Source organism: Pantoea septica, from assembly GCF_002095575.1.
Lineage (GTDB): Bacteria > Pseudomonadota > Gammaproteobacteria > Enterobacterales > Enterobacteriaceae > Pantoea > Pantoea septica.
Window position 1 is genome coordinate 1 of record NZ_MLJJ01000072.1, and the last position, 4,645, is coordinate 4,645.

Sequence of the window (4,645 nt, forward strand, 5' to 3'; positions counted from 1 at the left end):
CTAAGCATTTCGCATACCCGGCAGCACCGCCGTCATCGCCAGCGCCAGCGCGGCAAACCCCAGCAGCGCCGTGCCTGCGCCCAGGCCAGCATAGGCCGCGCCGAACAGCGCCGAGCCCGCCACCTGACCGGCCGCCAGCATAAAGAACGCCACGCCGACCCCTGACGCCGGCGCTGTGGGCGTGGCGGCCGCGCCATACACCAGCAGCACGCCGGAAAGCGTCACGTATCCCGCCCCGCCAAGCGCCACGGCGGGAAACAGCCACCACGAAAAGCCCTCCAGACTCGCCAGCAGCAGCAGCGGCAGCGCCATGCAGAGCAGCGACAGCCGATAGATCTGCACCAGGCTGAGGACGCGCCGCGCCGCGCCGGTCAGCGCGCCCGCAATGCCCGCGCCGCCGCCCGTCAGCCACAGCAGACTGCTGGCGCGCGCGTCGAGATGCAGATGATGACGCAGAATATCGGGGCCGAAGCTCCACCAGGCCGCGCTGGCGGATCCGCTGATAAAAGCGACGATCGCCAGCCGGAGCAGCGATCGCTGGCGTATCAGATCGCGCCAACCCGCGCGATCTTTCTGCCCGGCGCGCCGATCCACAGGCAGATAGCGCCGCGCCGGCAGCAAACAGAGCAACGCCAGCAGCGCAAAGGCGACGCAGGCGGCGCGCCAGCCGCCGGGCAACAGCAGCAGCACCGGCACGGAAAGCATAATGCCCGCGCTGGTGCCGGCGTTGATGGCGGTATTGGCGGAATCCTGCTGCGCAGGCGGCAGCGTCTCGCCCACCGCGCTGGCGATGGCGGGCGAGGCGACGCCCGCGCTCAGCCCGGCGATAAACAGACCGGCGGCGAGCATTAGCGGCGAAAAGGCGCAGGCGAGCAGCAGCAGTCCGCCTGCGGCGCAGAGCGCGGCGAGGCAGGCCGAGACCCTGGCGCCGAAGCGCGCCACCAGCCAGGGGGCGGCGGCGGTGGAAAGACAGTAGGAGATATAGCTGCAGGCGGTAACGATGCCGGCGAGATGGACGCTGAAGGGGATCTCTTTCATCACCGCCGGCATCATCAGGCCCCATGCGAAACGCGCCATGCCGTAGGTGACGGCAATCAGCGAAAAGCCGGTCACGCCCAGCGCAATGGCGGGTTTCATGGCTGCGCCTCGCGCGGCGGCATCAGCCGTGCGGCGGCGTCGCCCGCATGCTTCGCCGCGTCCGCGCCGAGCATCAGCGCAGAGATCACCGCGCCCTCAAACAGCATCCACACCGCGTTAGCCAGGCGCTCATCCACCACGCAGTCGCCGATATAGCGGCGCAGCGCATAGCGATAGTCGAGCGCGTGCGCCGCCAGCATCGCGTCTTTCTCCGCATACTCGCCCCAGGCCTTGATAAAAAAGCAGCCCTGCGCGCCGTACTGCTCCGTCCATTCCCCAAGCGTCTCAAACAGTCGCCGCAGCGCCTGCGGATGCTGCGCAGGCAGCAGGTCGCCGAAAAAACGCGACCGGCGCGCCGCCATCACGTTGATGGTCAGCGCCTCGCGCGAGGGGAAGTGGTGATAGAGCGTGCGCGTCGAGACGCCCGCTTCCCGGCAAATCTGGTCGGTGCTGGTGGCATGAAAGCCGTTGTTGTAGAACAGCCTTTCGGCCGCCTGCAAAATATCGTCGCGTTTGTTCATCTCTTAAAAGTAAACCGATCGTTTTACTTTTGCGTAATGGCGGCGGCGATTTATTTTCCGGCGGGGCCAGATTACGCCAGACAGCGTAGATAGCGCGCCCCGGATTGCATCACGATCTCTTTCGCCTGCTGCGCGACATCCTGCCCTTCGAAGGCGCCGTAAAGCCGCGAAAACGCCAGCGCGTCGCAGCGGCGCAGCATCTCGCTTACCGTCGCGGCGGAGAGCGGCAGCATATTGGGATAGCTCCACATAAAGGAGACCGCGTCTCTGCCCGGCGTGACCTGAATGATATCGCCCGCCAGCATCACGCCGCCATTGGCTTTCCAGTGCAGCACGCTGCCGCCGGCGAAATGGCCGCCGAGGCGCACGATATCGATCTCGCTGTTTAGCGGCAGCGTCTCGCCATGCCAGAAATGAATGGCGTCGCTGTCGCGCATCACCCATTGACGATCGTCGGCGTGCAGATAGATCGGTGCGTTAAATTCCTCCGCCCACGCCTGCATCGTGGTGTAGTAGTGCGGATGCGAGATAGCGATAGCCGCAAGTCCGCCGATCGCATGGATCAACTCGGCGGTGGCGGGATCCAGGTTGGCGATGCAGTCCCAAAGAATATTGCCGCCGCCGCCGCTGCGCAGCAGCAACGCGCGCTGGCCAATGGCGAAGTTCGGCACGGTCTTAATGCTGAGCAGGCCCGGCTCAAGCTGCTGCCATTTGTTCTGATGGCTGCGGGTAAGCGCGGCAAAATCGGTCCACTGCTGTCCGGCGGCGGGCACCCACTGCCGCTCGTCCTCGCAGATTTTACAGCGCTGCGGCGAAACCTCAGCGTAGGCAGTGCCGCAGGTGGCGCAAAGTTGCATGATCATCTTCTCCAGAATAAAGGTCACTCTGACTATAGCCGTTGAGCGCGCAGGCGAAGGATCGCCCTGCAAGCGGCGGATTTTGCGCTCGCTGCCGCTGACTATGCGGTAAGCGCGATTTAAACCGGATAAAATCTTGCGGTTAAGGGGATAAAGCGCCGCTGATCACGTTTCCAGCGCCTCTCTTTACAGAAATATCCGCGCAGGCAAAATACATCTTATTTCTCAACGTCCGCGTGCCATGTCTGACGAAGCGCTGCGCCAGCAGATACAGATTTTGAAAAAGCATAATGCGCGACTCAAGCGTATAGCGCACGACGCCCGCAGCAAGCTCGACGCGGCGCTGGACGGCACTGGCCTTTGCCTGTGGCAGCTGGACATTCCCTCGGGCAAGCTGGTGATCTTTAACCGGCGCTGGGGCGCGATGCTGGGCTATCAGCCGAAAGAGAGCAGGGCGCTTTTCTCCGAGTGGCAAGAGAGTCTGCATCCCGACGATGCCGCCGAGGTGCTGAAAGCGTTTTACGACCATATCGAAGGCAAGGCGCCTTACTATGAGGCGCTGCACCGGATGATCGCCAAAAACGGCGGCGTGACCTGGGTGCTGGATCGCGGTCGCATCAGCGAATGGGATGAACAGGGCAGACCGCTGAAGGTCACCGGCACCCATATCGACATGACCAAAGAGAAGCAGTACGAATCACAGCTGGCGATGCTGGCCAATCACGATCCCCTGACGCAGCTCGCCAACCGCCACGCCTTGCACAACGCTTTCAGCCAGATGCGCAGAGAGAACGCGCTCTGCGTCGCCTTTATCGATCTCGATGATTTCAAGCATGTGAACGACACCTTCGGCCATCGCAGCGGCGACCGCCTGCTGATCCAGCTCAGCCAGCGTCTGAGCGCGGTTTGCCCTGAGCCGGTACTGGCGGGGCGGCTGGGCGGCGACGAGTTTGTGCTGCTGATACCGTACGGTCAGGACGATCCGCGGGTAGAGCAGGTAAGCCGCGCCTGCCTGCAGGCGGCACTGACCCCGTTTGAGCTGGAGAACGGCACGGCGACTATCGGCGCCTCGATCGGCATCGTACAGGCGCAGCCGCAGGAGGGATTCAGCGCGGCGGTGAGCCGTGCCGACGAGGCGATGTATCGCATCAAGCGCAACGGGAAAAACGGCGTCGGGCTGGGCTGATCCGCCAGACTCCGACGCTATCCTCGCGGCAGCAGCCAGTTTTTCAACAAACGCGTCAGCAGCGGCATCCACAGCCAGACCACCAGCGCGACCACGGTCGCATCGCCTAAAAAATGTCCCCACAGCGTGCCGCGGCTGGCGGGCAGCAGCGCGGCCCAGAGCGGCGGGATCAGCAGGGTCGAGGGGAAAATTACCCCCAGCGTCAGCAGATACTGTTTCCACTTCGCCGGACGTGGCGCCGCCTTGCTGGCGGGCGTAAACCAGAATGCGGCGCCGGGGCGCACGTCGATATGCTCCGGGCCGGAGAGCAGCCGTGGGAGTTCGGCAATCAGCCTCTTACGCGCCTCGGACTGGGTCCAGTTGAACAAGTTATCGAGGCTGTCGAAGCGGATCAGCACGGTGTAGGCGCTTTCGCCGTGCACCGGACGCAGCACGTTTACTCCCAGGTGGCCGGGAAACTGCGCCGCTTGCGGCATGATCTGTTCCAGCCACTGCTCGTAAGCCTGCTGTTTCTCCGCCTGAACGCTATGGGTGATCACCAGCGTGACGTGACTGGCCTGATGCGAATTGTTCATATCGCCTCCCGGCGCGTTGAAAGTGATTTACAGCAGTGGCGCTGTTGGATACAAAAATACGAGATGAGAATCTTTATTGTTAGCGGAATGATTTTGGGTTGTTGTTCAACAATTTTTGGGGAGAACTGAGGAATGCGACTAAACCTCGAGGCGCTGCTGATTCTGGATGCGCTCGACCGTCACGGCACCTTCGCGGCGGCGGCGGCGCGGCTGTTTAAAACCGCGTCGGCGCTAAGCTATACGGTGCAGAAGATGGAAGGCGACATGAAGATCACGCTGCTCGATCGCTCGGGTCACCGCGCCACCTTCACCCCAACCGGACGGCTGATGCTGGAAAAAGGACGCGCGTTGCTGCGCGCCGTCAACGAA

Annotated in this window: 6 protein-coding genes; 2 read left to right on the forward strand and 4 right to left on the reverse strand. The window is 63.2% G+C overall.

The features are described from left to right. The 3 genes from HA46_RS20455 to HA46_RS20465 all read right to left on the reverse strand — a co-directional run bounded on the left by HA46_RS20455 (position 1) and on the right by HA46_RS20465 (position 2,518). The gene (locus HA46_RS20455) at positions 1 to 1,137 is read right to left on the reverse strand and encodes an MFS transporter (protein ID WP_084886537.1); all 1,137 of its coding nucleotides are present in this window, start codon (positions 1,135 to 1,137) and stop codon (positions 1 to 3) included. After that, complete coding sequence (locus tag HA46_RS20460) at positions 1,134 to 1,658, reverse strand: TetR/AcrR family transcriptional regulator (RefSeq protein WP_084886541.1); 525 nt, start codon at positions 1,656 to 1,658, stop codon at positions 1,134 to 1,136. The genes HA46_RS20455 and HA46_RS20460 overlap by 4 nt, the downstream gene beginning before the upstream one ends. Before the next feature lie 71 nt (positions 1,659 to 1,729). Beyond that, the gene (locus tag HA46_RS20465) at positions 1,730 to 2,518 is read right to left on the reverse strand and encodes an MBL fold metallo-hydrolase (protein ID WP_033792337.1); all 789 of its coding nucleotides are present in this window, start codon (positions 2,516 to 2,518) and stop codon (positions 1,730 to 1,732) included. Positions 2,519 to 2,756: 238 nt separating this feature from the next. On the opposite strand from HA46_RS20465, the gene HA46_RS20470 reads away from it, so the two are divergent. After that, positions 2,757 to 3,701, forward strand: a complete 945-nt coding sequence (locus tag HA46_RS20470) for a sensor domain-containing diguanylate cyclase (protein WP_084886544.1) — start codon at positions 2,757 to 2,759, stop codon at positions 3,699 to 3,701. Positions 3,702 to 3,718: 17 nt separating this feature from the next. On the opposite strand, the gene HA46_RS20475 is transcribed toward HA46_RS20470, so the two are convergent. Continuing rightward, the gene (locus tag HA46_RS20475) at positions 3,719 to 4,276 is read right to left on the reverse strand and encodes an antibiotic biosynthesis monooxygenase (RefSeq protein WP_084886547.1); all 558 of its coding nucleotides are present in this window, start codon (positions 4,274 to 4,276) and stop codon (positions 3,719 to 3,721) included. Positions 4,277 to 4,408: 132 nt separating this feature from the next. Here HA46_RS20475 and HA46_RS20480 point away from each other — a divergent pair. Then, positions 4,409 to 4,645, forward strand: a 237-nt coding sequence (locus HA46_RS20480) for a LysR family transcriptional regulator (RefSeq protein WP_143807699.1), incomplete at its 3' end; no start/stop codon positions are given.